The organism is Streptomyces sp. NPDC015661 (assembly GCF_043077765.1).
Taxonomy (GTDB): Bacteria; Actinomycetota; Actinomycetes; order Streptomycetales; family Streptomycetaceae; genus Streptomyces.
Genome location: NZ_JBIBST010000011.1, coordinates 321,840 through 348,733, shown reverse-complemented (window position 1 = coordinate 348,733; position 26,894 = coordinate 321,840). Strand labels below are relative to the sequence as shown.

General features: G+C 73.3%; 20 protein-coding genes and 1 pseudogene. 12 read left to right on the top strand and 9 right to left on the bottom strand.

Going from position 1 to position 26,894, the window contains the following annotated elements; genetic code table 11:
• Positions 1-174: 174 nt before the first annotated feature.
• Positions 175-672: a hypothetical protein gene (locus ACF07V_RS29430; RefSeq protein WP_392158683.1), complete on the bottom strand. Its 498-nt coding sequence runs from the start codon at positions 670-672 to the stop codon at positions 175-177.
• A 308-nt stretch (positions 673-980) separates the two neighbouring features.
• On the opposite strand from ACF07V_RS29430, the gene ACF07V_RS29425 reads away from it, so the two are divergent.
• The gene (locus ACF07V_RS29425) at positions 981-1,607 is read left to right on the top strand and encodes a TetR/AcrR family transcriptional regulator (protein ID WP_392158681.1); all 627 of its coding nucleotides are present in this window, start codon (positions 981-983) and stop codon (positions 1,605-1,607) included.
• Positions 1,604-2,167, top strand: a complete 564-nt coding sequence (locus tag ACF07V_RS29420) for a DUF1707 domain-containing protein (protein ID WP_392158679.1) — start codon at positions 1,604-1,606, stop codon at positions 2,165-2,167. Before ACF07V_RS29425 ends, ACF07V_RS29420 begins: the two co-directional genes overlap by 4 nt.
• 50 nt (positions 2,168-2,217) lie before the next feature.
• Here ACF07V_RS29420 and ACF07V_RS29415 read toward each other — a convergent pair whose 3' ends face one another.
• From ACF07V_RS29415 to ACF07V_RS29390, 6 genes are all read right to left on the bottom strand, one after another.
• Positions 2,218-3,678 (bottom strand): carboxylesterase/lipase family protein, encoded by a 1,461-nt coding sequence (locus tag ACF07V_RS29415; protein ID WP_392158677.1) that lies wholly within the window; start codon positions 3,676-3,678, stop codon positions 2,218-2,220.
• Positions 3,675-4,700, bottom strand: coding sequence for an alpha/beta fold hydrolase (locus ACF07V_RS29410; protein ID WP_392158675.1), 1,026 nt, complete (start codon positions 4,698-4,700; stop codon positions 3,675-3,677). The genes ACF07V_RS29415 and ACF07V_RS29410 overlap by 4 nt, the downstream gene beginning before the upstream one ends.
• A gap of 27 nt (positions 4,701-4,727) precedes the next feature.
• On the bottom strand, positions 4,728-6,032 hold the full coding sequence (locus ACF07V_RS29405; protein ID WP_392158673.1) for an esterase/lipase family protein: 1,305 nt from the start codon (positions 6,030-6,032) through the stop codon (positions 4,728-4,730).
• A gap of 169 nt (positions 6,033-6,201) precedes the next feature.
• Positions 6,202-7,815 carry a multicopper oxidase family protein gene (locus ACF07V_RS29400; protein WP_392158671.1) on the bottom strand — a complete coding sequence of 538 codons (1,614 nt, stop codon included), beginning with the start codon at positions 7,813-7,815 and terminating at the stop codon, positions 6,202-6,204.
• Between the two features lie 76 nt (positions 7,816-7,891).
• Positions 7,892-8,536, bottom strand: a complete 645-nt coding sequence (locus tag ACF07V_RS29395; RefSeq protein ID WP_392158669.1) for a hypothetical protein — start codon at positions 8,534-8,536, stop codon at positions 7,892-7,894.
• Between the two features lie 35 nt (positions 8,537-8,571).
• Positions 8,572-9,375: a TetR/AcrR family transcriptional regulator gene (locus ACF07V_RS29390; protein WP_392158667.1), complete on the bottom strand. Its 804-nt coding sequence runs from the start codon at positions 9,373-9,375 to the stop codon at positions 8,572-8,574.
• Between the two features lie 185 nt (positions 9,376-9,560).
• On the opposite strand from ACF07V_RS29390, the gene ACF07V_RS29385 reads away from it, so the two are divergent.
• From ACF07V_RS29385 to ACF07V_RS29365, 5 genes are read left to right on the top strand one after another with little or no spacing between them, the layout of a single operon-like run.
• Positions 9,561-12,242 carry a glycosyltransferase gene (locus ACF07V_RS29385; protein ID WP_392158665.1) on the top strand — a complete coding sequence of 894 codons (2,682 nt, stop codon included), beginning with the start codon at positions 9,561-9,563 and terminating at the stop codon, positions 12,240-12,242.
• Positions 12,239-13,915 carry an ArnT family glycosyltransferase gene (locus ACF07V_RS29380; protein WP_392158663.1) on the top strand — a complete coding sequence of 559 codons (1,677 nt, stop codon included), beginning with the start codon at positions 12,239-12,241 and terminating at the stop codon, positions 13,913-13,915. The genes ACF07V_RS29385 and ACF07V_RS29380 overlap by 4 nt, the downstream gene beginning before the upstream one ends.
• Positions 13,912-15,510 (top strand): alkaline phosphatase family protein, encoded by a 1,599-nt coding sequence (locus tag ACF07V_RS29375; RefSeq protein ID WP_392158661.1) that lies wholly within the window; start codon positions 13,912-13,914, stop codon positions 15,508-15,510. Before ACF07V_RS29380 ends, ACF07V_RS29375 begins: the two co-directional genes overlap by 4 nt.
• Positions 15,507-16,688: a hypothetical protein gene (locus tag ACF07V_RS29370; protein WP_392158660.1), complete on the top strand. Its 1,182-nt coding sequence runs from the start codon at positions 15,507-15,509 to the stop codon at positions 16,686-16,688. Before ACF07V_RS29375 ends, ACF07V_RS29370 begins: the two co-directional genes overlap by 4 nt.
• Positions 16,685-17,899: an endo-1,3-alpha-glucanase family glycosylhydrolase gene (locus ACF07V_RS29365; RefSeq protein WP_392158659.1), complete on the top strand. Its 1,215-nt coding sequence runs from the start codon at positions 16,685-16,687 to the stop codon at positions 17,897-17,899. Before ACF07V_RS29370 ends, ACF07V_RS29365 begins: the two co-directional genes overlap by 4 nt.
• On the opposite strand, the gene ACF07V_RS29360 is transcribed toward ACF07V_RS29365, so the two are convergent.
• The gene (locus ACF07V_RS29360) at positions 17,841-19,625 is read right to left on the bottom strand and encodes a fibronectin type III domain-containing protein (RefSeq protein ID WP_392158658.1); all 1,785 of its coding nucleotides are present in this window, start codon (positions 19,623-19,625) and stop codon (positions 17,841-17,843) included. The two genes, ACF07V_RS29365 and ACF07V_RS29360, sit on opposite strands and share 59 nt — an antisense overlap.
• Positions 19,626-19,924: 299 nt before the next feature.
• On the opposite strand from ACF07V_RS29360, the gene ACF07V_RS29355 reads away from it, so the two are divergent.
• The 5 genes and pseudogenes from ACF07V_RS29355 to ACF07V_RS29335 all read left to right on the top strand — a co-directional run bounded on the left by ACF07V_RS29355 (position 19,925) and on the right by ACF07V_RS29335 (position 24,871).
• Positions 19,925-21,052 (top strand): cytochrome D1 domain-containing protein, encoded by a 1,128-nt coding sequence (locus tag ACF07V_RS29355; RefSeq protein WP_392158656.1) that lies wholly within the window; start codon positions 19,925-19,927, stop codon positions 21,050-21,052.
• Positions 21,053-21,069: 17 nt separating this feature from the next.
• Positions 21,070-21,684: pseudogene (locus ACF07V_RS29350) on the top strand (VTT domain-containing protein); the annotation flags it as partial.
• 290 nt (positions 21,685-21,974) lie between these two features.
• Positions 21,975-22,394 (top strand): BlaI/MecI/CopY family transcriptional regulator, encoded by a 420-nt coding sequence (locus tag ACF07V_RS29345; RefSeq protein WP_392158654.1) that lies wholly within the window; start codon positions 21,975-21,977, stop codon positions 22,392-22,394.
• A 5-nt stretch (positions 22,395-22,399) separates the two neighbouring features.
• The gene (locus tag ACF07V_RS29340) at positions 22,400-23,332 is read left to right on the top strand and encodes a M56 family metallopeptidase (protein WP_392158653.1); all 933 of its coding nucleotides are present in this window, start codon (positions 22,400-22,402) and stop codon (positions 23,330-23,332) included.
• A gap of 168 nt (positions 23,333-23,500) precedes the next feature.
• On the top strand, positions 23,501-24,871 hold the full coding sequence (locus ACF07V_RS29335) for an MFS transporter (RefSeq protein ID WP_392158651.1): 1,371 nt from the start codon (positions 23,501-23,503) through the stop codon (positions 24,869-24,871).
• 104 nt (positions 24,872-24,975) lie between these two features.
• On the opposite strand, the gene ACF07V_RS29330 is transcribed toward ACF07V_RS29335, so the two are convergent.
• Positions 24,976-26,868 (bottom strand): helix-turn-helix domain-containing protein, encoded by a 1,893-nt coding sequence (locus ACF07V_RS29330; protein ID WP_392158649.1) that lies wholly within the window; start codon positions 26,866-26,868, stop codon positions 24,976-24,978.
• Positions 26,869-26,894: the final 26 nt, after the last annotated feature.

Below are 26,894 nucleotides of genomic sequence, written 5' to 3'. Positions count from 1 at the left end.
TGTCAGCTCATGCCCAACTACGGCCCGTAGAAGGGCTGTTGGTGGACAGCTTCCCCGATCGGGGACGCCCCCGTCGAGACGTTCGACACGCGCGTCGCGAACAGAGGGAAGGAGCCGGCCTCGATGACGTCGAAGCCGGCTCCCACGGCGCTGTGCGCGCCCTTCGCCACTGGATCAGATCTGCCAGCGGAAGCCCATGGTGCCGCTCAGGGAGGCGGCGACGTGGTCCTTGTCCAGCAGGTTGACCGTGGCGTTCATGGTGCCGCCGCCGACCGCCTCGTCGAAGCTGCCGTCGCCGCCGGTGATCGAGAACGTGCCGGACGGGTAGACCATCGTGTCCGAGGTCAGCGGCGCCGTGAGGTGGTAGGTGAAGTAGAGGTGCGAGCCGTCGGTCTGGGTGACCGTCACCTTGCCGTTGATGTCCCACTTGCCGGGGACGGTCGCGGTGCACGCGTCCTCGGTCTGCGACCAGGTTCCGGTGCCGACGATCCGGTTGCCGGTGACGGTCCCCGACCCGACCACCTTGTAGCCGTTGCAGCCGACGGTGTCGGGGTGCGTGCTCGTGACCACGCCGTAGTTCGCGGCCGCGGTGAACGCGGTTCCCCCGGGAGGCGTCGTCGCCGCGTTCGAGACGCCGGTCGTGGCGCCGGCGATCAGCGCCGCTCCAGCCATCGCGCCGGCTATGCGCGCCGACCGACGAAGAGTAAGTGTTGCCATGATTCCCCCCGCAATTGTCAGTTCTTGTCGAACTGGGCCCACTTGGAGGCCCGTTGACGACAGTTTCCATGATCTGGGGCCCTTCCGTCGAGGAATTCAGGCCAACGTTTCCGGAATTCGGTGAACCGGCACCTGAGGGCGGACGGTCCCCGCGCCGTACCAGGGCTTCCTCCGCCCGTCACCCCGGGGCGTGTTGACCGCCCCGATCATTGTTGTCAGAGTGGACAACAAGATATTGTCCACTCTGACAACAGGGAAGGGCCATGCCCGCTGCACGACGCCGGCGCACCCCGGACCAGGCACGCGCCGAGATCCTCGACGCCGCCACCGAACTCGTCGCACGACACGGACCCGACGGTGTGGGCCTGCGCCGGGTCGCGGAGGCCGCCGGAGTCACGCACGGACTCGTCACCCACTACTTCGGGACCTACCGGGCGCTCGTGAGGGCCGTCCTGGAACGCGAGAACGAACGCAAGCGGGAGCTGGTACGGGAGCGCATGCGGGCCGACGGCAGCGTGCCGTACGCCTCCGGCATGACCGAGGTGCTCTTCGAGATCCTCGCCGACGAGCGCTACGTCCGGCTGTGGACGTGGTCCCAGCTCCACGGCTTGGACGACGAGGACGCCCCGGACTCCCCCACGAACCTCTCCCGCCTGGTCGACGCGATCGAGGAAGGCGTCCGCTCGGTGCTCCCCCCGCCCGAGGGTCCCGACCGGGCGCGGATCGAGACGGTCGTCCTGCTCGCCATGTCCGGCGCGTACGGCTACGCCCTCGGCAGGCGTTACTGGCTCACCGACCTCGGCCACGACCCCGACCGGCCGGAGCACGACGCCGCCTTTCGCACGGCGCTCTCTTCCGTCCTCGCCGCCCACCTCGGAGGGTTGACATGAACCGGCACGACCTGGACATCCTCGCCTCGGACCGCGAACGCTCCGACGCCGAGGAACGGCTGCGGGCCGCCGTCGAGAACGGCCGCCTGCCGCTGGCGGATCTCGCGACCCGGCTCGACGAGGTGCACGCCTCCCGCACCCGGGGCGACCTGGAGGAGGCCTGCCGCGGCCTGCCGCGGCCCGGCCCGCGCGACTCGCTCGTCGTGGACCGGCCACCGACCTCGCGCGGCTTCGTCGCGGGCGTCTTCGGCGGCTTCGAGCGCAAGGGCACCTGGGTCGTACCGCCCCGGATGACGCTCTGGTCGATGTGGGGCGGCGGCAGGATCGACCTCACGGAGGCGCGCTTCAGCGAGCAGGACACCGAGATCCGTGCCGTCGCCCTGTGGGGCGGCACGAAGATCGTCGTACCGGAGGACATCGAGGTCGAGGTGCGGGGCTTCGGGCTCTTCGGCGTCTTCGACAAGCGCGCCGCGAAGCGGATCGGCAAGCCGGGCACACCCAGGGTGCTGATCAGGGGCCTGGCGCTCTTCGGCGCGGTCGTCACGCGCACCGGGAAGTAGCACAGGGAAGTAGCACCGGTCGGGTCGGGGCGGGTGGGTCGGGGCGCCCCCTAACGCACCCCCTCCCAGAGGAGCCGTTCGCCCGCGCGCGGGTCGGTGACCAGGACGGGCGCGGGTGTGGCACCGAAGGTCATCGTCGTGCGGCTCGCCGTGTCGTACGCCTTCCAGCCCGGGCTGCCCGTCTTCGCGAAGCGGACCCAGGCGCCGTGCACCGCGTCCGCGAGGGCCTGGGGCGGGTCGGCGCCGAGCAGGGGCGCGTACGAGGGGTCCTGGAGGCGGTCGAAGACGAAGGGGAGTTCCAGCGCGTGGCAGGCGCCGAGGGTGCCGTCGAACCGGGGCGAGCGCCAGGCGAATTCGTAGAGGTACGAGCCCGGCACGGATTCGGCGAGGCGGACGGCGGGGATCCGGTAGAACCAGTCCGTCGCCACCGCGTCGAGGAGCTCGCCCGGTGCGGCGTCGGGGCGGGCGGCCCGGTAGACGGGGAGGGCCTCGGCCGGGTCGAGGCCGTAGGCCGCGGTCATGACGCGGAGCGAGGACTCGGGGAAGACGTGGAGGCGCTCCGTGGGGACCAGGAACAGGCGGTACTCCTCGCGGTTGCTGCCGATGAGGAGGTCGACCCCGCAGTCCGCGCCGGGGAGGGCGAGCCCGGCCCGCACCGGCTCGAAGGGCATCATGTTGAGGACGGCCTCGCCCCACCGCGCCGGGTCCGGGTCGGCGCCCACCTCCGCGCGCAACTCGGCCTGGGCGGGGAGGAGTTCCGACCGGGGCACGGAGGCGAAGGCCTCCGGGGTCGCGTCCTCGATCCCCAGTTTCTCCGCCAGTCGGGCCGCGATCAGTGCGGCGGACGACGGGCGCAGGAAGTGGTGGCAGGCCCCGCTCTGCAGGATCGCCCGGTGGAAGAGCCCCCCGGCCGCCTCGGTGGTAAGGAGTGCGCCGATGCTCATCGCGCCCGCCGATTCGCCGAAGAGGGTCACCCGGTCCGGGTCGCCGCCGAAGGAGGCGATGTTGTCGCGGATCCAGCGGAGTGCGGCGATCTGGTCGAGCAGGCCCCGGTTGTCCGGGCGGCCCGGAAGGCGCAGGAAGCCGTCGGCGCCCAGGCGGTAGTTGAGCGTGACGCAGACGACGCCGTCGCGGGCGAAGGCGCCGCCGTCGTATCCGGACGCGGAGCCGGAGCCGTTGGTGAACGCCCCTCCGTGCAGCCACACCATCACGGGGAGACCGGCTCCCGGTTCGGGCGCCGGGGTCCAGACGTTGAGGTTCAGACAGTCGTCCCCCGGTATGTCGTTCTCCGGGACGAGCGCGTCGAAGGGCGGGGCGTAGGGGGCGTGCGGTGCCGTCGGCCCGTGGGCCGTGGCGTCGCGCACGCCCGTCCAGGGCTCCGGCGGGGCGGGGGCCCGGAAGCGTCGCGCGCCGAAGGGCGGAGCGGCGTACGGGATGCCGAGGAAGGAGCTCACCCCGTCGGGGGAGGTCCGGCCGCGGACCTCCCCCTGCCGGGTACGGCACACCGTCACGCCGACAGCACTTCGAGCAGTGCCTTGCCGAACTCCTCCGGGCGTTCGAGGTGGACGGAGTGTCCGGCGTCGGCCACGGCGACCTCCCGCACGCTCCCGCCGGCGGCCGCGTAGCGGTCGAGGACGTCCCGGGTCTGGGCCAGCATCGGCTGCGCCGGGCTGCCGTCCCAGCCCGGCACCGCGCCGATGGCGCCCAGGTGCGCGAGGTCGAACAGGGAGGTGTCGGAGACGATGATGTCGTCCTCGCCCCGGATCCAGAGGACCGGCGGCTTGGGGTCGACGAGGTGCAGGTCGTCGACGCGGAAGTGGTTCGGTGCCATGCAGTTGAGCACGCCGCGCGTGCCCGGCGCGAAGCCGGGCCAGGCGGTGGACGGCCTGCTGTCGCCCGGATAGTGGTCGTCGCCGAGGCGGGTGGCGAGCATGGCCTCGACGTACTCGTCCTCGTGCTCGGGGCGGAGCGGCGGCTTGACGTAGCAGGCCGTCAGGACGGAGCGGGGCGAGGTCGGGGAGTCCTCGCTCCGGTCGCCCTCGGCGAGCAGCCGGACGAACTCCGGGTTGGCCGTGCCGCCGCCCGATCCGGCGCCGTCCGGGGAGTTGAGGGTGCCGTCCACTCCGTGCGTACCGCCGAAGCCGTACGGGGAGACGGGGCTGACCAGGGTGAGGGAGCGCACGGCGGCCGGGTGGTCGCGCAGGAACTGCATGACCACGCCGCCGCCCATGGACCAGCCGACCAGGTGGGCCCGTTCGATGCCGAGGGCCGTGAGCAGTTCGGCGAGGTCGTCGGCGTAGTCCCGCAGGCCGCGGGTGGCGTCGACGGGCAGCGGGTCGGTGCCTCCGAAGCCGCGCAGGTCGACGGCGAGGGGGCGGTACCGGTCCGGCAGCGTGGTGAGGGTGGAGTGCCAGAACGTGGACGAGGAGACGTTGCCGTGGACGAAGACGACGGCTTCGCCCTCGGCCCCGGCCTCGGTGATCTGCTGGGTCAGGCGCCCGGTGGTGACACGGCGGGTGTGGAGCGGGTTCATGGCGTCGGGGTCCTTGTCGCGTGTGATTCAGGAGAGCCAGGTGGCGACCTGGGCGGCGGCGGCGCTGTGCCAGCCCAGTTCGAGGTGGTTGGCGGTCGCGATGGTCGCCTTGCCGCCGACGGTGGGGATGCCGGTGGTGTCCAGGGCGCTGGAGATGAAGACGACGCCGTCGCTGGGGCCGCGGTTCTCGTTGAAGATGCCGACGATGTCGGCGGAGCCGCCGGCGAGGAGGTAGGTGGTGACGGAGGCGGGCACTCCGGCGCTGTGCAGCGGGGCGATCAGCGATCCGGCGTCGATGGCCGCCTGGATGCCCGTACCGGCGGTGTAGAAGCCCTGGCCGCCGTAGTAGGTCGTGTACCAGTCCTGGGCGGCGCCGTCGACTCCGTACACCCCGTCCCAGCGGGCCAGCATCTGCCGCTGCCCGGGGTAGTTGTCCTGACCGCCGGCCGGGGTCATGGAGAACTCGGGGTGCGCCGTGTACAGGCCGTAGCAGGTCATGTGGGAGTGCGGGGAGGGTGCGTTGACCTTGCCTCCGCACTCCGGCCAGATGGAGAAGTCGTGGGCCCAGCCGTGGGCGTACGGGTAGTCGTAGCCGCCGTTCGGGCCGCCGAGGGTGATCAGCCGGCGGACGTCACCGGCGTACGCCCGTCCCCAGCCGGGCTTCAGGGAGGACACGTACGCGCGGGTCGACATCTGGCCCTTGCTCCAGCCGACCAGGTCCACCGAGCTGACGCCCAGCTTCGCCTTGATGACGGCGATCGCGTCGCCGACGATCTGCGCCTGCATCAGGTTGTCGCCCTGCTTGTGCGCGAATCCGACGGCGAAGACGCGGTGGCCCCGCTCGGAGAGGTACTGCATGAGCCCGGTGGACGGGCAGGAGGCGGCGCCGCAGCCGTAGCCGCCCGATTCGCCGGGGTTGGCCCAGGCGCGGTCCGCGGTGTCGTTCGCCCCGTGCACGAGGAGGACGGGGGTGGTGCGGCTGCCGGTGTTCCAGCCGGGGGCCGAGTAGAGCAGGAACCGGCCGGAGGAAGGCCGGGAGACGCCGCCGAAGTACGTGACGCGCTTGCCGTCCTGGTCGCCGCGGCCGTCGGCCGGGAAGCCCTCGGTGCGGAAGCCGGTGGTCGTGTCGAGGTAGCGCTCGACCCGCTCCCAGCCGTTGCTGACGGTCCCGGCCCCGTAGCTCGCCTCAAGGGTGAGGTACGAGGGGACCGCCGTGCCGCTCGCGGCGGCGGGTGACGCCACCACGGCGGCCGCGACGACCCCCACCACGGCCAGGACGCGGGCGGCGCGCAGCCGCCACCGACGCCCCGGACTCCTTCTGTCGTCGGCCATGCCCCGGCCTCCCCCACTCGTGCGCCCGCGGCGCGTCGCTCCGGTGCCCGTCCTGGCACCGGGTCTGCACACGGTAGGTGGGTGGACGGACCACGGGGCATGTGGTCACGCCACACAAAGCGAGCTGCGGGCATGGATCAGGAGCGCACAAGCCGGGGTCGTGGGTGCCCTACTTCAGGTAGCCGAGCACCGTCATCATCCCGGACTCCGCGTGGTAGACGTTGTGGCAGTGGACCATCCACAGACCGGGGTTGTCGGCGTCGAAGTCGACGTCGAGCCGCTTGCCCGGCAGCACGATCGAGGTGTCCTTGCGCGCGCCGCCGTCCGCGAGCGCATAGCTGTGGCCGTGCAGGTGCATGGGGTGCCACATCGTCGTGCTGTTCACGAACGACAGCCTGACCCGCTCGCCCGAGCGGACCGGGTGGCGCTGTGCCGGGTCGTACTTCCTGCCGTTGATGGCCCAGTCGTACGTCATCATCGAGCCGGTCAGCTCGAACTCGATCGTCCGGTCCGGACGCCCCGGTTCGAGCCGTACGGACTCGGCGGCCTTCAGCTGTCCGCCGTGGACCACCTTTCCGTCCAGCTCCTTCGGGCGCGCGGAGGCGGTGGGCGCCGCTCCGCCGCCGCTGCGGAGGACGGCGAGGGCGGTGCGGTTCTTGCCCTCGGCGAGCGCCGTGAGCGGGAAGACCCCGTTCCCGACGGTCACGAGGGCGTCGAGGCGCTCGCCCATGCCGAGCAGGAGCGCGTCGGCCTCCGTGTGCACGACGGGCAGGCCGTCGGCGTGCGTGAGGGTGAGGCGGTGGCCGCCGAGGGCGACCCGGAAGGCGGTGTCGCCGCCGGCGTTGATGACGCGGAGCCTGATCCGGTCGCCGGGCTTGGCGGTGAAGGTCTGCGGCTGGTCCGCCGTACGGCCGTTCACGAGGTAGTGCGGATAGCCGACGTCCCCGGCGTCACCGCCGAGCAGGTCGCTCGTGGCCCCCATCAGCATGCGGGAGGGGCCGGACGGCTTCGGGGACGGGGACTTCCTGGTGGTCATCGACATGTTCGACATGTCGTGGCCCTCCATGCCGCCGGAGCCGGAGCCCGAACCGGAGCCGCCGTGGTCCATGCCGCCCATGCCCCTGCTCAGCTCGGCGAGCACGGCGTCCGGGGTCGAGCCGTCGACGCCGTCGACCCAGTCGTCGAGGACGATCACCCACTCCTTGTCGTACGCCAGGGGCTCCTTGGGGTCCTCGACGATCAGCGGGGCGTACAGGCCGCGGTCCTGCTGGACGCCGGAGTGGGGGTGGAACCAGTAGGTGCCGGGGTGCGGGACCGCGAAACGGTAGGTGAAGGAACCGCCGGGCCCGATGTCACGCTGGGTGAGGCCGGGAACCCCGTCCATGTCGTTGCGCAGGGCGAGTCCGTGCCAGTGGACGCTGGTGGCCACGGGAAGGTGGTTGGCGAGGGTGAGGGCGAGGGTGTCGCCGGCGGTCACCCTGACCTCCTTGCCGGGGAGGTCGTCCCCGTACGCCCAGGAGCGGACGGTCCGTCCGCCGCCGAGGTCGAGCGGGGTCTCGACGGCCGTGAGCTTGAACGCGCGCTCCGGGCCGGGGTTGCGGAGGGCTTCGGCCGCGCCGACCTCCTTGCTGTCCGGAGCGAGGTAGTCGGAGCCCGGCGACGTGCCGCCTCCGCCGGAGGAGCGGTCCATGCCGTTCATGGCACCGGAACAGGCGGTGAGCAGACCGGTGCCGGCGGCGGCGAGGCCGGCACCGAGGACGGTACGACGGGTGGGTCGGGACATGGCTGTGGAACCTCTTGACGTGATCGTTGCGTGAGCAGGGGGGCGTTCCGCTCGGTGCGTGGAGCGGCCGGTCCGCCTATATGCGCAACAAGGAGAGGCGGGTCAGGAGGGATCCGGGGGGCGCGGGCGGCGGGATCGCCCACAGCGCGTGGGCGATCCGCGCGGCGGGCGGTGTGCCGGCTTCGCGGCGGCTGCGCAGGAGCGCGCCGCGGACGGACAGGAGGATGCCGATCCCGGCTCCGAGCACGGCCAGGCACACGGCGGCGGCACCGGCCCCGTGCGCGGGCGCGGACGGCTTCGCACGACCGGCACCGGCCGCCGCGTGCTCCGTCGCTTGCTCGGTCAGGGCGGCCGCGCGCCCGGCCGATGCGTGCTCCGTCATAGCGGCGACGTGCCCGGCCGGTACGTACTCCGTCAAAGCGGCGACGTGCCCGGCCGGTACGTACTCCGTCAAAGCGGCGACGTGCCCGGCCGGTACGTACTCCGTCATGGCGGCGACGTGCCCGGCCGGTGCGCGCTCCGTCCCGGCGGCTTGGCGCCCCGTCGATACGTGCTCCGTCGTGGCGGCGACGTGCCCGGCCGATACGTGCGTGGCCTCCGCCTGCTCGCCGGGGTGGCCGAGGACGTGCATCAGCACGATGCCGACGAGCAGCACGGCGGCGAGCACGAAACGGCTCCACCACGTCGCCGCCCGTGGGCGCCTCTTGACCTCGGATCTCACCCGGCCATCATACGGGGAGGGGGTATGGGATCACGTTATGCCGGGTCCGTCGCCTGGTCCGCCGCCGTGTCCGCCGGCCCGTCCCCGCGCGGGGCGGCCGAGGCCAGGATGCGGTCGAGCAGCGCGTCGAGGCCGTACGTCAGCTCCTGGTAGCCGCCCTTCTCCGCCAGGAAGGGCGCGGTCTCGCGCAGCCGGGGAAGCTCGCGGGCCGGCATCAGGTGCAGGCCGAGACGGAACGCCGGATCGGGCTCGTCGGGGTTGTCCACCATGGCCCGCAGGTCGCTGAAGATGTAGCCGAGCACCCAGGCCGTGACCGCCCGGTAGGCGATGACGACGCCCTGTTCGTCGAGCCCGGCACGGTCGAGGAGGGCCAGGATCCGCTCGTGGGCCTGGAGGACGGCGAGGGGGCGGCGGGCCAGCGGGACGGCGAGCAGCCGGGTGGCGAGGAGCGGCACGACGTGCGGGTGGGCGAGGGAGATCCGGTACAGGGCACAGGCGCCGCGGCGCAGCTCGGCGCGCCATTCGGGCAGGTCGGGCGGCTGCCCGAGGGGGGCGGGCTCCTCGCGGGCGAGGTCCGCGTGCAGCTCCATGTAGAGCTGTTCGACGAGACCGTCGAGGAGCGCGTCCTTGCTGGGGGCGTAGCGGTAGAGCGCCATCGCCTCGACGTCGAGTTCGGCGGCGACCCGCCGCATGCTCAGCGCGGAGAGGCCCTCGCGGTCCACGACGTCGAGGGCGGCGGCGAGCACGCGCTCACGGCTCAGCCGGCGCCGGCCGCGACGGCGCTCCGTGCTGTGGCCGATGTCCACCTTCCGGCGGTCCGGCTGGGGGCTGCTGGCCATGGGGTGCCTCCGGCTCGATGTCGCGCTGCGACTGGTACCGACTATATCCGAACGTCCTGAAGGCATATATTTACATCATAAGTGGACATTTATTGACAGGCATGACCAGGCGGCGCAATATGTATGTTTAAAACGTAGACGTACAGCGACAGCGTCTGCACCGTCCTCCGCTGGAGGCCGCTGACATGGACGGCAACCGCATCCCCCGCACCGAGTGCTCCGAGCTGAACGACCCACAGCCGCGCTCCCGGCCCCGGCTGACCCTCGTCATCCCGACGCGCAACGAGCGCGAATCCGTCCCCCTGCTGCTGAGCGCCCTGGAACCGGCCTTCGACGGGCTGCCCGTCGAGATCCTTTTCGTCGACGACAGCGACGACGACACCCCGGAGACGGCCGCGCGGCACGCCCCGGCCTGCCGGCTGCCGGTCCGTATGCTCCACCGGGCCGCGGGCGCGCGTGAGGGCGGCCTGGCGGGGGCGGTCCTCGCCGGCGCACGTCACGCCCGGGGCGAGTGGGCCCTCGTCATGGACGCCGACCTCCAGCACCCACCGGAGGCCGCCGCCGCACTCGCCCGCACCGCGCTGGGACACGGCGTCGACATCGTGGTCGGCACCCGCTACGCCGGATCGGGATCGACCGGTGACGGGCTCGACGGCCCCGCCCGCAGACTCGTCTCCCGCGGCAGCACCCTGCTCGCCAAGACGGTCTTCCCCCGCCGTCTCGCGGGCGTCAGCGACCCCATGAGCGGGCTCTTCGCCTTCCGTACCGCCGCGATCGACCCGGACCGGCTCAGCCCCCTCGGCTTCAAGGTGCTCCTCGAAGTACTGGTCAGGAACCCGGGCGCCCGCGTGGCCGAGGTCTCCTACCGCTTCGCGCCCCGCGCGGCCGGCACCTCCAAGGCCTCGCTGCGCGAAGGACTGCGGTTCCTGCGGCACCTGGCCCGGCTCCGCCGGCCCGAGCTCCGCGCGGGGCGCCGCGGCGACACCGGCCGCGACTCCGCATCCGACCGCCCCGGCCTCGGCACCACCGGGCGGTTCCTGGCCTTCGGACTCGTCGGCCTCAGCGGCATCGCCGTCAACACCGCCGCCCTCTGGTTCTTCCACACCGTCGCCGGACTCCATGAGCTTCTCGGCGCCACCCTCGCCACCCAGGTGTCGTCCCTGTGGAACTGGGCCCTCCTGGAGACGCTGGTCTACCGCGGCGACCGGGGCGGCGGCAGACGGGCGGCCCTCGCCCGCGGCCTCGCCTTCCTCACCCTGAACAACCTGCTGCTGCTCGGCCGCCTGCCGCTCCTCCAGGTGCTCGTCGTCGCCGGGGTCGGACTGCTCACCGCCAACGTCATCAGCCTCGTGGTGCTCTTCGTGGCCCGGTTCCTCTTCAGCGACCTGCTCATCTACCGCGGCCGCCGCGCCGAGAAGAGCCGCCGCGACCCCGTGCGCGTGCTCGTCGCCCCGGGCGCCGGCGTCCCCGGCTCCCCGGAACCCGCCACCGCCACCACGCCGCCGGAGGCCCCCGCGGCCGCCATCGCGGCGCCGGCCGCCCCCGAGGCCACCACCACGGCAACCGCCGCCCCCGAGGCTTCTCCGGCCCACCCCAAGCGCCCCAGGTACCTGACGTACCGCTACGACATCGCCGGCACCGTCACCATCGGCTCCCAGATACGCCTGCCCGAGCTGGAGTTCTTCCGCGCCCAGTGGGTGCCGCCCCACTCCTGCGACATCACCGTCCGCGTCGGCGACGTGGGCCGCCGGTTCCCGCGCCACCGCGCGGTCATGACCGAGATCCCCGGCCGCGGCGCACCGCAGCCCACCACCGTGCAGTACGAGGAGCAGCTCGGCCGGCTCGGCGCCAACTTCCGCGTCGACATCGGCGACCCCATCGACGTCCTCGTCAGCCCGCTGCTCGCCCGCTCCCCGCACGTCGTCTACACGAACGTCCTGGAGGCGCTGCTGCGCTTCGTGCTCGTGGCGCGCGGCCGGATGCTCCTGCACTCGGCGTGCGTCGAGCTGGGCGGCACCGGCGTGATGCTCTCCGCGCTCACCGACACCGGCAAGACGTCCACGGTCCTGCGGCTGCTGAGCGAACACGACGGGCGGTTCTTGTCGGACGACATGACCGTCGTCGACGCCACCGGCAACGCCCTGTGCTTCCCCAAGCCGCTCACCATCAGCGCGCACACCCTGCACGCCGTACGCTCCGACGACCTGACCCCCCGCGAATGGCGCCGGCTGCAGCGGCAGAGCCGCCTGCACTCCAAGGAAGGCCGCTCCTTCGCCTTCACCCTGGCCCGCCACAACCTGCCCATCATGGGCATCAACGCCGTCACCCAGATCCTCGTGCCACCGCCGAAGTACGCCGTCGACCGGCTGGTGGACTGCCGGCTGAGCAGCGCGATCAAGGTGACCGAACTGTTCGTCATCGAGCGCGGTGAGCCCCGGCTGAGCGAGCTCGGCCACGACGAGACCGTGAGCCGGCTGCTCGTCAACACCGAGGACGCGTACGGCTTCCCGCCGTTCCGGTACTTCGCCCCCGCCGTCACCGTCGACGGGCTCGACCACGCCCGGCTGCGCAGCCGCGAGCGGGACGTCCTGTCCGGCTTCCTCTCCGGTGTACGCACCCGCGTCCTGGCCTCCGACCACTTCGGCTGGGCCGACGAGATACCCCTGCTGCTCGCCGCGGACCGGCCGTCGGTCAACGGCCACCGGGTCCACAAGGCCGAGGGGCACGCGTGGCCGCACTGGGAGCCGGAGACACCCGAGGGAGCGGCGCCGCAGCCCGTGCGCTCCGGTGCCCTGCCCCTCTACAGGGCCGTTCCGACCGACTCCGGTGCCCCCCGCACGAACGGCCCCGGTGGGAGGACACCATGAGCCGTCCCACGTACTCCGCCCCGGACGCGACGGCCGCCCCCGACGCCGGCACCCCCGCGCGGACGGCCGGCGGCGGCCCCCCGGAGACGGCCGACGCCGGGCCGCGCCGGGCCCGCGACACCGTCCGCCCGCGCCGGCGTCCCACCGCCGACTGGATGGTGCGCTGCGCCCTGCCGCTCACCGCCATCCTCGCCCTCGCCGCCTTCCTGCGGTTCTGGCAGCTGACCCAGATCGGCCTCAACAGTGACGAGGCCGTCTACACGGGCACCGCCGCCTCCCTGGCCGGCGACCCGGCCATGCAGCCGGTGTTCCCCGTCTTCCGCGCCCACCCCGTCCTGTTCACGGGCTTCCTGTCGCTCTTCCTGCGCGGCGGCACGGACGAGTTCACGGCCCGCGCGGTCGCCGCCTGCGTCGGCGTCGTGACCGTCGCCGTCACCTATCTGCTGGCCAAGAGGCTGTACGGCCGTGGCGCGGGGCTCGCCGCCGCGCTGCTGCTCGCCGTCATGCCGTACCACGTGGTGGTGACCCGTCAGGTGCTGCTCGACGGGCTGATGACGCTGTGCGCGACGGTGGCGCTCTACTGCGTCGTACGGTACGTCCAGGCGGACCGTGACGAGCTGCCCTGGCTGCTCGGCGCCGCGGGGGCGCTCGGGGCCGCCGCGCTCTCCAAGGAGACCGCGGTCGTGCTCGTCTGCGGCCTGTACGTCTTCTTCGTCCTCGCCCGCTCGGTGCGCATACGGTGGCAGCACGCCGTCCTCGCCACCGGCCTCCTCGCTCTCGTCGTCGTCGCCTTCCCGCTCGCGATGTGGCTGTCGGGCCGCAGCGCCACCGGCCAGCACTACCTGCAGTGGCAGCTGTTCCGGCGCGCCAACCACCCGATGGGCTTCTACGCCACGACGCTGCCGCAGGTCCTCGGCTGGGCCGTCCTCGCGGCCGCCGTGGCCGGACTGGTCTGGCTGCGTCACCGCAACGGCTGGCGCGAGGGTCTGCTGCTGTGCTGGATCGCCGCGCCCGTGCTGTTCTTCACCCTGTGGCCCGTCAAGGGCTTCCCGTACCTGCTGCCGATCGCGCCGCCGCTCGCCGTCCTCGCCGGCCGCACCATCGGCGCCCTCGCCGGGCTCCGGCCGCGGGCCGGCCGGCTGCGGGTGTCGCCCCGCCGGCTGTCCGCCGCCGCTGCCGTCCTCGTCGCGCTCGGCGTCGCGCTCTCCCTCGCCCTCCCTTCGGCGGCCCGCATCACCGCCACCCCGACGGGCTCGTTCCTGGCCGGTTCCGGCGGCCTCGCGGGCGGCCGCGAGGCGGGCCAGTGGGTGCGCGACCACGTACCCGGCGGGGCACGGCTCCTCGCCGGCGGCCCCTCGGTCGCGAACGTGCTCCAGTTCTACGGCGGCAAACCCGTCTCGGCACTGTCGGTGAGCGTCAACCGGCTCTACCGCAACCCTTCGTACACGCCGGTGCCCAACCCCGACCGTGCGCTGCGCGACGGCGAGTTCCAGTACGTCGTCTGGGACTCCTACACCGCACGGCGCGCCCCGTTCTACGGCGAGAAGATCCGGCAGCTGGTCGAGAAGTACCACGGCAAGGCCGTCTACACCTCCGCCGTACGGGTTCCCGCGTCCTCCACCGACCCGACGCCCACTCCGGTCATCGTCATCTACCAGGTGCGTGTGTCATGAAGCCGCTGACCGTCCGTCTGCTGACAGCGCTGGCCGGCGGGGCGCTGCTGCTCGGCCCCGCCGCGGCCGCGACCGCGACCGGCGGCGACCCCGGCCCCGACCCGGGCACCGGCACCACCGCCGCACATCGCGCGACCACCCCCGTCCAGCACTTCATCTACGCGATGCAGGGCCCCCGGACCTTCGACAACTACTTCGGCACCTACCCCGGAGCCGACGGCATCCCCGCCGACGCCTGCCAGCCGCGCACCGTCGACGGCCCCGCCTCCGACTGCGTGCGGCCCTACGCCCTGCACGCCAAGGCCCCCGCCCCGCTCGCCCCGAGCCGCAGCATCGTCGCCCAGCAGATCAACGGCGGGCACATGGACGGCTTCGTGTCCGCGTACACCCGCCAGGGCAGGGACGGCACGACCGTCATGGGCCACTACGACGCCCGGGACGTGCCGTTCGACTGGGCCGCCGCCGACCGCTACGTGCTCTTCGACAAGTTCTTCGCCTCCGTCCCCTACGGCACCGCCACCGAACGGTCCTACTGGGTCTCCGGAGCCGCTCCGACGGCGGCCGGCCGCACCACCATCTTCGACCGGCTCCAGCAGGCGGGGGTCAGCTGGAAGTTCTACGTCGAGGACTACCGGCCCGCCGAGAACCTCCACGCTCCCGGCGCCACCCAGCCGGTCCGCGCCCCGCTGCTCGGCTACGCCCGCTTCGTCGACGACCCCGCCCTCGCCTCCCACATCGTGGACCTGGACCAGTACTACCGCGACCTCGACAACGGCACCCTGCCGTCGGTCGCCTACATCGCCAGCTCCGGCTCCTCCGAGCGCTCCGCGCGGGCCATCCCGCCCGGCCAGAAGCTCATCCGCTCGCTGGCCACCCAGCTCGCCCTCAGCCCGTACTGGGACAGCTCGGCGCTGCTGTGGAGCCACGACGGCTCCGGCGGCTGGTACGACCACGTGGCCCCGCCGGCCGCCGCCGACGGCCCGCGCGGCCTGCGCGTCCCCGCCGTCCTGATCAGCGCCTACGCTCCGGCCGGGCACATCGACCACCGGGTCCTCGACTCCTCGTCCGCGCTGCGCTTCATCGAGGACAACTGGAACCTGGCACCGCTCGGCGGGCGGGACACCACCGCCGCCAGCCTCGCCGCCGCCTTCGACTTCTCCGCCGCGCCACGGCCCCCCGAGGTGCTGGCCGTCCCCTCCGCGCGACTCGTCGTGCGGCCGGTGAACGCCACCATCGTGTACGCGGTCTACGGCGGCGTCCTCGGCGCGGCCGCACTGCTCGTCGCCGGCACCGCCCGGCTGGGTGCCCGCAGGCGCTCGGCGGCGACCGCGGCTCCGGCCGGCCCGACGGCTCCTCCGGGCCCGTCGGCGACGCCGTCCGGCCCGACGGCGCAGTCCGAGCGGCCGGCGGGATCCGGGCCGTCGCCGGGGTCCGCACACTCGGCGCGGTCCGACGCATCGGCGCGGTCCGACGCATCGGCGCGGTCCGACGCAACGACGCGGTCCGACGCAACGACGCGGTCCGACGCTTCCGCCCGGTCCGTGCCGTCCGGCCCGACGGCGCAGTCCCGCGCGCCGGAAGGGAGCCGGCCGTGAACCGCCGTACCGCACGCCGCCACGCGGTCGCCCTCCTCGCCCTGCTGACGGCTCTGCTCCTCGCCTTCGCCGGGCCGGCCGCCGCCGCCCTGCCCTCCGCCGGCACCAGCGGCCCGCACCGTGCCGCCCCGACCGTCACCGTCACCTTCCGCACGGTTCCGGCGGTGGCCGGCGTCCGGCTGGCCTTCGGCGGCCAGACCCTGGTCACCGGACCGGACGGCACCGCCTCGTACACGGGCACCCGCACCGCGGACCGCCAGTCGCTGCAACTGCTCGACACCTCCGTCAACACCCCGGACGCCCGCTACCACTTCACCCGCTGGGCCGGACAGCGCGACCCCGAGCAGACGTTCCGGAGCCGCGTCGACGGGCTCCCGCTGCGCGCCGACTACACCATCACGGCCGGGTTCACCGCGCAGTACCCGGTGACCGTCGCCTTCACCGACCAGCACGGCGCGCCCCTGGACCCGTCCCTGGTCTCGGCGGTGAAGGTCAGGGGCTCCGACGCCCGCGTCACCGACCTGTCCGTGTCCGGGACGACCTGGCTGGACGGCCTCGTGCCCGTCTTCCGGAACAGCGGCCTGACGGCCGTCCCGGTCGACTACACCCTGCGGAGCCTCGTCTACGACGGCGTCGAGCTCGCCGGCGCCGGACGGCAGGGCTTCCGGCCGGGACCGGACCGGCACGTCACGTTCACCGGCGCCTTCCACGACCTGACCGTCACCGCCCACGACGCCCTGTTCGGCTCCGCCACGGGCGAGAAGGCCACGGTCACCGACCCCGCCGGGCACGTCACGACCGTCCCGCTCGGACCGGACCACACCGCCGTCCTGGCCCATCTGCCGCGCGGCCGGTACACCGTCGAGGTCAAGGCCCCCGGCGGCAGCTCGAACCCCCGCGAGATCCAGCTGTCCCAGGCGGTCACGGCCGACGTGACCGTGGTCACCCGGACCGATGTCCTCGTTCTCGCCGGCGCCGGCCTGCTGCTCGTCGGGATACCGGTCGCGATCCGGCTGATCCGCCGGACCCGCCGCACCGCCGCGGGCCCGGCCCCCGGCACCGGTACGGGAAGGAGCGCCGCCGAGCCGCCCGAGCCCGCACCGGCGGAGGAGCCCGAGCAGCCGGAGGGAGCGGAGAAGGCGCCCCCCACCTCGCGTCACGGGGCGGCGGCCCGATGATGAGGCGGCTCTGGGCCCTCCTCGCCGCACTCCTCCTGTGCTGGCCGGGCCTCAGTGCCGCATCGCAGGCCCCCCGGCCCACCGCACCGCCCCTGACCGGCGAGACCTCCCGGCCGCCACTGCTCGCCTACTACTACCAGTGGTTCAGCCCCGGCTCCTGGCAGCGGGCGAAGACGGACCTGCCGCTGGCGGGCCCGTACTCGAGCGACGACACCCAGGTGATCGACCGCCAGATCGCCGAGGCCAGGTCCGCGGGGATCGACGGGTTCATCGTCGGCTGGAAGCACGGCACCGTGAACGACCGGCGGCTGCGCAAGCTCGTCGACGCCGCCGAGGCCAGGAACTTCAAGCTCGCCATGATCTACCAGAGCCTGGACTTCCACCGCCGCCCGCTGCCGGTCGACCGGGTCGCCGCCGACTTCCGTTACTTCCGCGACCACTTCGCCGACAGCCCCGCCATGCTGAGCGTCGACGGCCGCCCGCTGACCGTCTGGAGCGGCACCTGGCGCTACTCCCACGCCGACGTCGCCCGCGTCACCTCCGGCGTCCGCGGCGAACTGCGGGTACTGGCCAGCGAGAAGAACGTCGAGGGCTACCGGCGGATCGCCGACGTCACCGACGGCGACGCCTACTACTGGTCGTCCGCCGACCCCGAGACCACCCCCGGATACGCCGAGAAGCTCCAGGACATGGCACGGGCCGTGCACGCCGACGGCAAGATCTGGCTCGCCCCCTGCGCGCCCGGCTTCGACGCGCAGCTCGTCGGCGGCACCAAGCCCGTCCCCCGCCGCGACGGTGCCACGCTGGCCGCCGAGTACGCCGCCGCGCTGCGTTCCTCACCGGACGCCATCGGGCTGATCAGCTGGAACGAGTTCTCCGAGAACACCCATGTCGAGCCCTCCCGCGCCCACGGCGACCGCTTCCTGCAGGTGCTGCGCGACCTCCGTGGAATCCCCGCGACCGTCTCGTACGAGAGCGGGAACAACCCCGTCCGGCCGGTCGCCCGGCCGGACCCCACCCGTGGCTACTGGGCACTCGTCGGCGTGGCCGTGCCCCTGCTGCTCGTCACCCCGCTCGCGGTGCGCCGGCTGCGCGCCGCCCGGTCCGGGCCCGCCCCTGCCGCCGGGCGGCGGACGGACCCGGGGCGGAAGGTCAGCAGGTCACCGGTGTCGACGTCGCGGCGGTGTTCCCGGCCAGATCACGAGCCCTGACCTCGTAGGTGTACGTGGCCGGGCACACGGCCGTCTTGTCGCTGAAGGTGAGCAGCGTCGCGGGGACCGTGGCCATGTACGTGCCGTCGCGGTACACGTCGTACGTCGCGAGCTGCGTGTTGTCGGTGGCCGCGCCCCACGTCAGCTTCATGGTGGTGGAGGCGGTGCGGGTGACCGTCAGGGAGGAGGGCGCGGAGGGCGCCGTACCGTCGGCGGAGAAGTCGTAGGACAGCGCGTCGAACGAGTTGCCGAGGGAGTCCGTCGGGGTCACCGTCAGCGTCGAGCCGAGGACCGACACCAGCAGGAAGTGGTGCACATTGGCGTCGGCCGCGGGAATCGGCACCGAGGAGGGGCAGCGCTTGCCCACGTTGGAGCTGTAGGACCAGCCGAGGGCGTACGCGTCGGTCGGGTCGCAGCCGTGGCCGCCGACCGAGCTGAGCTTGGCCCCGGCGCCGCCGGTCACGTAGCTCGGGACGCCGCCGGGCGGGGCGACGTTGCGCTGGTAGATGTGCGAGTGGCCGTTGAAGACCAGGTTCACGCCGTTGTCGTGGAGCAGCTGCTCCAGGGTGTCGGTGCTGCCCGGGTTGTTCTTCAGGTACTCGTCGTCCGGCTCGGTCGGGTCGTCGGAGCGCAGCGGGAAGTGGAACGCCGCCACCTTGACGCCGCCCGGGTGCGCGGCCAGGTCCTGCTGGAGCCACTGGTACTCGGCCGAGGTGGGCGACCAGTGGGCGGCGGCGTCCACCTGGTAGACGTCGCAGTGCGTGGTGCCCTCGCAGTTGTTCCCGTCGGCGTTGCCGACGTTGCTGTCGCTCCAGGACGCGTCGAGAACGTAGAAGCGGACTCCGCCGCTGCTGAAGGCGTAGTACGTCGTCGGGTAGGTCGCCGGGGTGCTGCCGAAGAACGACGGGTAGTTCACCTGCGCGTAGACGCCGTTCGAGGCCGCCGCGACGGCGGGCTGCGGCCAGGTCGACAGGAGCGTGGCGGTGCGGCCGTGGTTGCCGTTGGTGGAGAACATCGGCAGGCTCTGGCCGGGCACGGCGTAGTACTCGGGCGCGAAGACGGCGCTGATGTTGACGCCGGTCTGCTGGAGGTCGCCGTAGTTGGTCGGGCTGCCGCTGGGGTAGGCGACGTCGCCGGTGGACAGCGCGAAGCGGGCGCCGCTGGCGGCCAGCCGGGACATAACGTTGGCCTGGTCCTGGTTGAGCGCCCCGCTGTTGACGCCGTTGCTGGTGGTGTCGCCCCAGTCGCCGAGCACCGCGAACGTGAAGGGGGCCGCCGAGCCGTCGGGCACCATCGTGGTGAACGACGGCGAGGAGTTCGTGCCGAGCAGGTCGATCGGGGTGGCGTCGCCGGTGAAGACCCGGTAGCAGTACGGGGTGTCGGGGCTGAGGTTCGGCACGGTCACCGAGTTGCTGTACTCGGTGACCCCGTTGACGGTCATGGTGGTGCCGAGGGTGGCGGACGTGACCGAGTTGGCCGTGCAGTTGCCGAGCGGCCCGTACTTCACGGTCTGCCGGCTGCGGGTGCTGGTCGCCCAGGTCACCCGGACGGAGCCGGGCGTGAGGTCCGTCAGGTAGGGGGCCCGGGTGAGGACCGGGGAGGCGCCGGGCAGGTCGGCGTGGGCGGGGGTGGTGCCGACGGCCGCCGACAGGGCACCGAGCGCCACGGCGGCGCCGGCGAGGTGGAGGCCTCGGCGTCGGCGTCCGACGGATGCGAACACAGGCATTCACGGGTCCTTTCAGCCTCCGCCGCGGCCGGTCGGAGGCGTCGGCCAGGAGACGGTGGGGACGGAGGCACCGTCGGGAACGTAGGCGCGGGCGGCAGCCGGGGCGGGCCAACGCGGCCGGACCACGGTCACCGGGCCGTCGCATTCACTCGTCCGGTGCTCGCGGTGTCGGCCGGTCGGGCGACAGGGCGTGTCCTTCGGTCTCGCTCGCCTCCCGGTACGGGAAGAAGGGACAGGGCCCATGCCCACGCACCCCTTGCCCGGGGTTGCCCGATCCGCCGCTCCCTTGGAGGCTCCCCGTGCCGGCACGCGATTCGCAGGACGCCACCCGCCGTCGGTCCGTCGGCCGGCTGCGCGCGATCCTGGCGGCGGCGGCCGTCGCCGCCTCGACGGCGGCCGCGCCCGCCAGTGCCGCGGCGCCGGCGCCGCGGCAGCAGGACGACGCGTCCGACCGTGCCTATGTCGCCAACTCCACCGCCAGGACGGTGTCGTTCCTCGACACCGACACACGGACCGTCACCCACACGGTGTCCGTGCCGTCCGGCGCGGCCGATGTGGGCGTCTCCCGGCGGATGCACCGCGCCTATGTGACCGGCGGCCACGACTCGCGCACCGTCACCGTCCTCGACACGAACCGGGCGAGGGTCGTCGGCACCATCCGGGTCGGCAACCGGCCCGAAGGGGTCGCCGTCAGCCGCGACGGCCGGCGCGCCTACGTCACCAACGCCGACTCCGGCACCGTGTCCGTCATCGACACCGCCCGGAACCGGGTCGTGCGCACGGTGCGGGTCGGCACGTTCCCGCAGGGCCTGGCGGTCTCCCCCGACGGGACGCGCGTCTACGTCGCCAACCTGCTGTCCGGCAGCGTGTCGGTGATCGACGCCCGGCGTGACCGGGTCGTGGCGACCGTGGGACTGGGCACCGGCACCGCAGCCTACGACGTGGCCGTCAGCCCGGACGGCACCCTGGCGTACGTCAGCACGGGCAACGGGACCGAGTACGTGTCCGTCCTCGACACCCGCGCGGCCACCGTCCTCGACGCCGTGCCGGTCGAAGCGGGCGCGGAGTCGTTGGCGGTGGCGCCCGACGGATCGGAGGTGTACGTGAGCTCCGGCTTCGGGAGCGAGGAGGTGTCGGTCATCGACACCGAGGTCGGCACCGTCGCGCGCAGCTTCCGCGTCCCCGGTGGCGCGGAGGGCCTCGCCCTCGGCTACGAGGGCCGGCAGATGTACGTCGCGACCGGGCTCGGCTCGCGGTCCGCGGTCTACGTGGACACCGAGACCGACCGGGTCATGGGCAGCACGACGGTCGGCTCCGGCCCGATGAGCGTGGCCGTCGAGGCCGAGCCGGAGCCGGTGGCCCCGCGAGCCGGTACCGGGCGGCGCGTGCACTGGAAGACGGGCGAGAAGCAGTCCGGCACGCGCTGAGCGCCCGCGCCGTGCCCATGACGACCCTCGCGGCCGGGGTCTCCGACTGGTGGTCGCCCGACTACTGGATCTCCACCTTCGGTCTGATCGGGATCCTGGTCATCGTCTTCGCCGAGTCGGGGCTCTTCGCCTTCCTCCCGGGCGACTCGCTGCTCTTCACCGCCGGCCTGCTCGTGGCCGACGGCCGGTACATCCACCAGCCGCTGTGGCTGGTGATCCTCCTCCTGGTGGTGGCGGCCGTACTCGGCGACCAGGTGGGCTACGCCATCGGCACGTTCCTCGGGCCCCGGCTCTTCAAGCGGCCGGACTCCAGGTTCTTCAGACGGGAGAACCTGGACAGGGCGCACGAGTTCCTGGAGAAGTACGGGCCCAAGGCGATCGTCCTGGCCCGTTTCGTGCCGATCGTGCGCACGTTCGCGCCGATTGTGGCGGGCGCCGGGCGCATGAGGTACCGCACGTTCCTCACGTACAACGTGATCGGCGCCGTGAGCTGGGGCGCCGGCGTGACGCTCGCGGGCTACTGGCTCGGCCGGATCGGCTTCATCAAGGCCCACGTCGAGCTCATCCTCATCGCGATCGTCCTGCTCTCGCTGATCCCGGTGGCCCTGGGCGTCCTCAAGAGCCGCCGAAAGACGAAGGACACCCCCACGGACACGACACGGTCGTCTCCGCACGACCGTTGACCTCGGCCGCCCGCAGCTGCCACGTCGCCCACGACCATCTGACCGGCGCGATCACCCCCGAGGACTGACGGGAGGTCGAGGCGAGTGCCCACCCTGCACGGCCGAACCCCCTCGGCGGCCGGCGCCGGAGCGACCGGCGTCGCGGTGAGCTGATGGACGGCGGGCGAACGGACGGTGGTCAGTACGATGAACCGCGCCCGCGGCGATGGGCGGCGCCGAGACGGTGGGAGGCCGACGGGATGACGGACCACAGCGACGCCGGCCCGGCGCCACGCAGGCGCGGGCAGGGCGAGTTGGAGACGCAGGTGCTGGCCGCACTGCGTTCGGCGCCGGGGCCGGTGGCCGCGGGCTGGGTCCAGGAGCATCTCGGCGGCGGCCTGGCCTACACCACCGTGGTGACCATCCTGACCCGGCTCCACGTCAAGGGAGCGGTCACGCGGGAGCGTGAGGGCCGCTCGTTCAAGTGGACCGCGGTCGCCGACGAGGCGGGGCTGGCCGCGCTGAGGATGCGGCGCGTGCTGGACTCCGAGGCCGATCGTGAGGCCGTCCTGACCAGTTTCGTCACCGCGCTGTCGCCCGGCGACGAGCGGCTGCTGCGTACGCTGTTGGACGCCACGGAGCCCTCGGAGCCCTCGGAGCCCTCGGAGGAGGGAGACTAGGGGCCATGGGGGTCTTCGTCTTCCTGCCGCTGGTACTGCCGTTGACGGCCTGGCCCGTCGCACGCCTGGCCGAGCACCACCTGCACCCCCGGGCGGCGACGTGGCTGCTGAGCGCGGTCGCGGCCGTGCTCGCCGTGTGCAGCACCTTGTGCCTCGGCCTGCTGATGGTGGTGGGGACCGCCCAGCTGCCCGGGAACCCGCTGCCCGACGAGTGGTCGGATCCCGAGGTCCGCGCCGCCGTGCCGTACGACGAGGTCGCCGGCCGGATCGCGATCCCGGCCCTGGTCGCCGTGGTCGCCGCCTGCGCCGCGACCGCCTGGCGGCATCGACGGGTGCGGCAGCGGGCCGAGCGGGCTCTCGCCGGGCTGCCGGGTTCGCCCGTGGCGGTGCTGCCCGACGCTTCCCCGTACGCCTACGCGCTGCCCGGCAGGCGGGACCGGATCGTGGTCACGACCGGCATGCTGGCCGGGCTGCACGCGGGTGAGCGACGGGCCTTGTTCGCACACGAGCGGGCCCATCTGGCCCGTCGCCATCACCGTTTCCTGCTGGCCGTCCAGCTCGCGGCCCGCGCCAACCCCTTTCTGCGCCCCCTGCGCACGGCCGTCGTCCACTCCGCCGAGCGGTGGGCGGACGAGGAGGCGGCCCAGGTGGTGGGGAGCCGGTGGACCGTGGCGCGGGCGGTCGGGAAGTCGGCGCTGATCTCACGGGGTTCGCCCGTCGCCACGCTGGCGCACTTCGCCACCGCGGCGGGCCCTGTGCCACGCCGGGTGGCGGCCCTGCTCGGACCGGCCCCCGCGCCCCGGATCTGGCCGCCGGTGTTCACCGCGGCGGGGCTGGCCGCCTGGACCGCGACCGCGGGGACCACCGTCTCGGCACTGTCCTCGGCCAACGCGGCCGTGACGCTCTTCCTCATCCTGCACGCCGCCACCCCGATGTAGACAGGCGTCCGTTCTCGTGAGGACGCCATGCTCGCGCCGCTCCCATGGTGGGCGAGCGCACTCCGGCGCCCCGGACTATGGTGTCCCGCCATATACGCGCGTGACCTGCGTGTTTCTACGGTGTGGCGACACGCAAACGTCCCCGTCACACGCCAGGAAGTGGTGCCGATGTCCTCCCCCGCGACCGCTCCCCCCTCCTCGTCGCACCTCAAGCGGATCGTCGCCGCCAGTCTCATCGGCACGACCATCGAGTGGTACGACTTCTTCCTGTACGGGTCCGCCGCCGCGCTGGTCTTCAACAAGCTGTTCTTTCCCGAGTCCGACCCGCTGGTCGGGACGCTGCTGTCGTTCCTGACCTACGCCGTCGGGTTCGCCGCTCGTCCGCTCGGCGCGCTCGTCTTCGGGCACTACGGGGACCGGCTCGGGCGGAAGAAGCTGCTGGTTCTGAGCCTGCTCATGATGGGTGGGGCGACGTTCGCGATCGGACTGCTGCCGACACACGCCACCGTCGGCTCCGCCGCTCCGGTGCTGCTCACGACACTGCGCCTGGTCCAGGGCTTCGCGCTCGGCGGTGAGTGGGGCGGCGCCGTCCTGCTGGTGTCCGAGCACGGGGACGCGAAGCGGCGCGGGTTCTGGGCCTCCTGGCCGCAGACCGGGGCTCCGGCCGGGCAGTTGCTCGCGACCGGTGTGCTGTCCGCGCTGACCGCGCTGCTCTCCGATGCCGCCTTCGCCTCCTGGGGCTGGCGCGTTCCCTTCCTGCTCTCCGGCGTCCTCGTGATCGTCGGCCTGTGGATCCGGCTCTCCGTCGACGAGTCGCCCGTCTTCAAGGCGGCGCTCTCCGCCGCCGAGGAGCGCAAGGCGCTCGCCGGGCAGGTCGAGAAGATGCCGCTGGTCGCCGTGCTCAGGCATCACTGGCGGGACGTGCTGATCGCGATGGGCGCCCGCATGGCGGAGAACATCTCGTACTACGTCATCACCGCGTTCATCCTCGTGTACGCGACCACCCAGGTCGGGCTGACCAAGCAGACCGCCCTCAACGCCGTCCTCATCGCCTCGGCCGTCCACTTCGCCGTCATCCCCGCCTGGGGCGCGCTCTCCGACCGGATCGGCCGCCGCCCGGTCTACCTGATCGGCGCGGTCGGCGTGGGCGCCTGGATGTTCCCGTTCTTCCTGCTGATCGACCACGGCAGCTTCGGCTCCCTGCTGCTCGCCGTCACGGTCGGCCTGGTCCTGCACGGCGCGATGTACGCACCTCAGGCGGCCTTCTTCTCGGAGATGTTCGCGACCCGGATGCGTTACTCCGGCGCCTCCATCGGCGCCCAGTTCTCCTCCGTCGCCGCCGGGGCCCCCGCACCGCTGATCGCGGTCGCGCTCCTCGACGACTACGGCAGCTCGACCCCGATCGCGCTGTACGTGATCGCCGCCGCGCTGCTCACCGTCGTCGCCATCGCCTGCGCCCGCGAGACCCGTGACCGCGACCTGTCCGAGGTCGCCGAGGACGCCCCGCAGGCCGCTGCCCCGGTCCGCGCCGACGCCTGACCGGAGCCCCGACACCGAGCGGCCCTCCCCGCCCACCCGGCGGTGGGGGCCGCTCGGCGACGAGGGCCACGACGACGGCGGACCGGCCGACGCGTCCCCGCCGTTCAGCGGGCGACGGCCGACGACATCGCGTGCAGGCGCAGGGCCAGCTGGATCTCCAGGGCTCGGGCCGGGGACTGCCAGTCGGGGCCCAGGAGCCGGCCGACGCGCTCCAGGCGTTGGGCCACCGTGTTGACGTGGACGTGGAGTTCGTCCTTGGTACGGGCCGGGCTCATGCCGCTGGCGAAATAGGCGTCCAGGGTGCGGACCAGGTCGGTGCCGCGGCGCAGGTCGTAGTCGACGACCTGACCGATCGTCCGGCCGACGAAGCCGTCGATGTCCCGGCCGTCGGCGAGGAGGAGGCCGAGGAAGCCGAGGTCCTCGGCGGCCGCGCCCTGGCCCGAGCGGTGCAGCAGGACGAGCGCGTCCAGGCAGCGGCGGGCCTCCTCGTACGCGACGGCCACCTGGTCCGGACGGTCGAGGACCGTCCGTACCGGAGCGGAGGCGCCGACGGTGACCGGCTCGCGCAGGGTGCCGCCGAGGCTCCTGGCGGTCTGCCGGGCGAGGTCGGCGGCGCTCTCCCCCGGCCCGAGCGGCAGCAGCAGGACCGTACCGCCGTCGCGGGCCGAGGCCAGTCCGTGCCGGGTGGCGGCCAGGTGCGAGGCGGCCGACCACAGACGCCGGCGGTCGGCGCTCTCGCGGCTGCCCGTGTCGGGGTCGGAAGCGTCGCCGGCGGCCCGGTCGACGCGGGCGGCGAGCACGACGTGCGGGGCCTCGCTGTCGGTACGCAGGCGGGCGGCGCGCTCGCGCAGCAGGCGCCGGTCCCGGTCCGGGGCGTCGAGGAGGTCGTCGAGGAGCTCGCCCCGTACCCGCTGTTCGGCCTCGCCCGCCGAGCGGCGGGCGAGCAGCAGCAGGGAGGTCACGAGGGCGGCGCGTTCCAGGGTGCGCTGGTCGACGGGGTCGAGCTCGGGCTGTCCGTGGAGGACGAGCGCGCCCAGCGTCTCGCCTCCCGCGGAGACGGCGGCCACCCAGTCGTCGCCGTCGCGGACCGCGTGGCCCCCGGCGCGGCGGGCGGAGCCGGCGCCCGCCTCGGTGAACTCGACGGTCCCGCCGAGGACCTCGGAGACGGCGTGGGCGACGTCGTGGACGCCGCCGCCGTGCAGGACCAGCTCGGAGAGCCGGTCGTGGACCTCGGAGGCCCGCTCGATGACCGCGCTGTGCTCGCGGATGATGTCGTTGGCCCGCTCCAGCTCGGCGAGGGCCGAGCGGGTCTCGGCGAGCAGGTTGGCGGTGTCGATGGCGACGGCGGCGTGCGCGGCGAAGGAGCCGAGGAGCGCGACCTGCTCGCGCTCGAAGACCCTGGCCCTGCGGTCGGCGGCGAACAGGACGCCGATGACCTGGCTGCCGAGGCTGAGCGGTACGCCGAGGATGGCGACGAGGCCCTCGTCCCGTACGGCCGCGTCGATGGTGCGGGTGTGCTGGAAGCGCGGGTCCGCGAAGTAGTCCTCGGTGACGTACGGGCGGGCGGTCTGGGCGACGAGGCCGCCGAGCCCCTCGCCCATGCCGAGCCGGACCTGCTGGAAGCGGGCGGAGACGGAGCCCTCGGTGACGCGCATGTACGTGTCGCCGGCCGTCGGGTCGTTGAGGCTGAGGTAGGCGACCTCGGTGCCGAGGAGCGAGCGGGCGCGCTGCACGATGGCGCGCAGCACCGCGTCGAGGTCGCGGAGTCCCGCGAGGTCGTGGGCGGTGGCGAAGAGGGCGGAGAGCTCCGCCTCGCGGCGCCGCCGCCCCTCCAGTTCGGCCCGGACCCGCAGCGCGAGCTGCTTGGCCTCTTCGAGTTCGGCCAGCGCCTCGGGGCCCGCGCCGCTCGCGCGGGCGAGCAGCACGGGCCGGTCGTAGGCCTCCGTCGCCGCTCCCCGGGCGAGGAGTTCCAGGTAGGAGACGTGTTCGTGGGACATGGACACAGGGATACCTGCCGTACGTG

Coding starts and splice junctions, on each gene's coding strand:
- ACF07V_RS29430 (WP_392158683.1), bottom strand. CDS start 672: ATGGCTGGAGCGGCGCTGATCGCCGGCGCCACGACCGGCGTCTCGAAC.
- ACF07V_RS29425 (WP_392158681.1), top strand. CDS start 981: ATGCCCGCTGCACGACGCCGGCGCACCCCGGACCAGGCACGCGCCGAG.
- ACF07V_RS29420 (WP_392158679.1), top strand. CDS start 1,604: ATGAACCGGCACGACCTGGACATCCTCGCCTCGGACCGCGAACGCTCC.
- ACF07V_RS29410 (WP_392158675.1), bottom strand. CDS start 4,700: ATGAACCCGCTCCACACCCGCCGTGTCACCACCGGGCGCCTGACCCAG.
- ACF07V_RS29405 (WP_392158673.1), bottom strand. CDS start 6,032: ATGGCCGACGACAGAAGGAGTCCGGGGCGTCGGTGGCGGCTGCGCGCC.
- ACF07V_RS29400 (WP_392158671.1), bottom strand. CDS start 7,815: ATGTCCCGACCCACCCGTCGTACCGTCCTCGGTGCCGGCCTCGCCGCC.
- ACF07V_RS29390 (WP_392158667.1), bottom strand. CDS start 9,375: ATGGCCAGCAGCCCCCAGCCGGACCGCCGGAAGGTGGACATCGGCCAC.
- ACF07V_RS29385 (WP_392158665.1), top strand. CDS start 9,561: ATGGACGGCAACCGCATCCCCCGCACCGAGTGCTCCGAGCTGAACGAC.
- ACF07V_RS29380 (WP_392158663.1), top strand. CDS start 12,239: ATGAGCCGTCCCACGTACTCCGCCCCGGACGCGACGGCCGCCCCCGAC.
- ACF07V_RS29375 (WP_392158661.1), top strand. CDS start 13,912: ATGAAGCCGCTGACCGTCCGTCTGCTGACAGCGCTGGCCGGCGGGGCG.
- ACF07V_RS29365 (WP_392158659.1), top strand. CDS start 16,685: ATGATGAGGCGGCTCTGGGCCCTCCTCGCCGCACTCCTCCTGTGCTGG.
- ACF07V_RS29360 (WP_392158658.1), bottom strand. CDS start 19,625: ATGCCTGTGTTCGCATCCGTCGGACGCCGACGCCGAGGCCTCCACCTC.
- ACF07V_RS29345 (WP_392158654.1), top strand. CDS start 21,975: ATGACGGACCACAGCGACGCCGGCCCGGCGCCACGCAGGCGCGGGCAG.
- ACF07V_RS29340 (WP_392158653.1), top strand. CDS start 22,400: ATGGGGGTCTTCGTCTTCCTGCCGCTGGTACTGCCGTTGACGGCCTGG.
- ACF07V_RS29335 (WP_392158651.1), top strand. CDS start 23,501: ATGTCCTCCCCCGCGACCGCTCCCCCCTCCTCGTCGCACCTCAAGCGG.
- ACF07V_RS29330 (WP_392158649.1), bottom strand. CDS start 26,868: ATGTCCCACGAACACGTCTCCTACCTGGAACTCCTCGCCCGGGGAGCG.